This window comes from Mangrovibacter phragmitis (assembly GCF_001655675.1).
Taxonomy (GTDB): domain Bacteria; phylum Pseudomonadota; class Gammaproteobacteria; order Enterobacterales; family Enterobacteriaceae; genus Mangrovibacter; species Mangrovibacter phragmitis.
On the sequence record NZ_LYRP01000019.1, the window covers coordinates 1 to 2,966 of the forward strand.

Annotated in this window: 3 protein-coding genes; 2 read left to right on the plus strand and 1 reads right to left on the minus strand. The window is 49.2% G+C overall.

Annotated elements, in window-relative coordinates:
* On the minus strand, positions 1 to 229 hold a 229-nt coding region (locus tag A9B99_RS13035; protein ID WP_064598141.1), incomplete at its 3' end, for a transposase.
* Positions 230 to 354: 125 nt separating this feature from the next.
* Between A9B99_RS13035 and A9B99_RS24245 the strand changes: the two genes are divergently transcribed.
* Positions 355 to 1,176 carry a pesticin C-terminus-like muramidase gene (locus A9B99_RS24245; RefSeq protein ID WP_231889190.1) on the plus strand — a complete coding sequence of 274 codons (822 nt, stop codon included), beginning with the start codon at positions 355 to 357 and terminating at the stop codon, positions 1,174 to 1,176.
* Entirely contained in the window at positions 1,173 to 1,562 is a 390-nt protein-coding gene (locus A9B99_RS13045; RefSeq protein WP_064598143.1) for a lysozyme inhibitor LprI family protein, read from the plus strand. Before A9B99_RS24245 ends, A9B99_RS13045 begins: the two co-directional genes overlap by 4 nt.
* Positions 1,563 to 2,966 lie beyond the last annotated feature (1,404 nt).

Genomic DNA, 2,966 nt, shown 5'->3' on the forward strand with positions numbered 1-2,966 from the left:
CTTTAAGCTGCTGAATTTCGCGTTGTTCAGGGGTAATAGCATTACCAGCGGGCTCAATACCCTGAAGTTCCTGCTTATACAACCGTATCCATTTACGCAAATGGTCAGGGTTGAGCTCAAGTGCCAGCGCGACTTCTCTGACATCACGCTGGTATTTAACCACCTGTTCGATAGCTTCAAGCTTGAACTCCGGGGAAAAGGTACGTTTAGTCCGACGAGTTTTGATCATGCATCACCTCATTTTCACTGTTTTAACATTAACAGGATTTCGAGGTGTCCTGAATTACCGATCCACTACATGGCGAACTGTCCGGATGGGAGCTGCATCAGGCCCTGCAGTACCCGGAGATGGATGTGAGGGATCTGGTTGCCGGTCTGGTCATCAGACACGACAGCGAGTGGTCTGGCGGCAGCAGCCATCTGCGCTGGACGGACTACCTGAAACACATGGATTTGCTGCTGACTGGCTATGTCAGGACGTGGCTAGATAACATGGAGTGGATGAGTCAGGTACCGCCTTTCGACAAGGGAAAACCCGTCTGGCATATGCATCCGGTGAAGTTTCTTGATGCCCTAAAATCGCAAAAGAAAACTCTGAAAGGAAAGCTGACCTACAATGCAGAAGGAAATGATATTCCATCATCTATGTATTATAGCCGAGTAATCCATTGGCCTGGCAATAATCTATCAGGTGTTACTCTCGGGAGAGGTTATGATATGGGGGACCGTTCTGAAGCTGATGTATATAGAGATATGGTTGCATCAGGAATACCTAACGGCCAGGCGGGTAAAATATCTAAAGGTGCAGGCCTAAAAGGAAATTCTGCACATGATTTTGTTAGCTCAAATAAAAATGACATAGGGGAGATTACGTTAGAGCAACAAGAGTCTCTCTTTGCTCTCATATACCCTAAATATGTAGAGCGTGCTATTTCAAACTATAATAAATGGACTAATGGTGTTTCTGGTGCGAAACCGTGGGTAGAGTTAACACCTCCAATCCAAGAGGTACTGGTTGATTTTGTTTATCAGGGCTTTACTAAAGGGCCAAAACCAATGCTTGCTGGTTCAAATAATAACAAGCAGGAATTAATTGACTACATAAAAAACACCCTTGCTATTTCTCAGTATGAGCCGGGTAGGCATAGGGCTAATTATTTGGAGGCTAGCGAATGAAACGTATTGTTGTTGCTGTTGTGTTTTTTTCCGCGTTTTCATATGGCGCGGATATTTGTGACAATGTAAATAATTCCATTCAAGTGGGACTGTGCGCTGAAAATAAAAAAAATGAAGCTGATAAATATTTGAATGAGCAGTACTCATCTTTGATGGGTAAAATAAGTTCGGAATATATAAATGATGTTGGTTTGAAGAATGAATTAATAGCCAGCGTTAAAACGTCGCAGAGAAATTGGATTAAATTTAGAGACTCCAATTGTAAATTGTACTCATTCCAAATTGATAGCAATAGTGCTGCATATCAAACCACTATTAATGAGTGTATCGCTAGAATGTCAGAGAGTAGGGGAAAGGAGTTGGCTTCAATTTCTAATAATATGTAGATAGTTAGGCAGTTTTGAAAGGATCTTCTTGAGATCCTTTTTTTTCTGCGCGTAATCTCTTGCTCTGTAAACGAAAAAACCGCCTTGCAGGGCAGTTTGATCGAAGGGTAAGTCAGCTTGCAGGCTGCTTAACCGGGTAACTGTCTTGTGCGAGACTAGTCACCAAAACTGTCCTTCCAGTGTAGCCGCACTCCGGCCACCACTTCAAGTACTCTCTAAACCTCTCTCGCACATCGACTGTTACCAATGGCTACCGCCACTGGCGATTCGTCGTGTCTTTCAGGGTTGGACTCAAGAGAACAGTTACCTGAACAGGCGCGGTAGTCGGACTAAACGGGGAGTTCGTGCATATAATCCAGCCTGGAGCGAACTGTCTAGCCGGAATGGGCGTGGTGATTTGAGTAAGGCTTCCACCACAAGGTGAACGGAACTTCCACCACACTGGTAACAGGTTCAGTAAACAGTACTCAACCACAGTAAAATGATCTGTCAGCACAGAGCCAGTTGCGCGCCGTGGTAACCACACTGCTTCCTCTCACCCACTGCGCCCGGCGGCCTGTTCGGGTACCGCTCCGAGTCGGCTTCCTGCCTCCCGTCGCTCTGCCTGCGTCCTGCAGGCAGCCCCGGCCCGCCAGGCACGCCTCAACGATTTAGAGGCCACACCCCACACCCGCCTGTCATATCTCAGCAAAAATCAAAGAAAACAGACAACGCATAAATTCAACAGCCACACCTGACAACACAAAAAACCCCGCTACTTGCAGCGAGGCCGGTTCGCGTAAGACCGGTGAACCGGAGAAAGGAAGACAAGGTTATTCCGCCCGGATGGCGGAATAAGGCGAACCGAGGCATGGATGCCGAGTCGAGCCGGCCGCAGGCTGACTGCCCGGAGGTGAACGCAGTGCGCAGCACCGGTCGCCCGCGAAAACGGGGATTGCAAAGGGGGCGAGCCCCCTTAGCCCGTTCACAGGCTGTGAAGTCACATTAACCACCCGACTTCAAGTGAACGGAACTTTCACATCAGTCCAGGTGAACGGAAACAGCCACACTGACACAGTGAACACAACAGTCACCACTGTAACAATAATCTGCCAGCACAGAGCCAGTTGCGCGCCGTATCAGCCATACTGCTTCCTCTCACCCACTGCGCCCGGCGCCCGCAGGGGGCACTGGCCCCCTGCACCCCCTTTTGTGGCCGGCAAAATCGCCGCTTCGCGGACATTCGGCTTACCCCGGCGGCCTGTTCGGGTACCGCTCCGAGTCGGCTTCCTGCCTCCCGTCGCTCTGCCTGCGTCCTGCAGGCAGCCCCGGCCCGCCAGGCACGCCTCAACGATTTAGAGGCCACACCCCACACCCGCCTGTCATATCTCAGCAAAAATCAAAGAAAACAGACAACGCATAAAT

Coding starts and splice junctions, on each gene's coding strand:
- A9B99_RS13045 (WP_064598143.1), top strand. CDS start 1,173: ATGAAACGTATTGTTGTTGCTGTTGTGTTTTTTTCCGCGTTTTCATAT.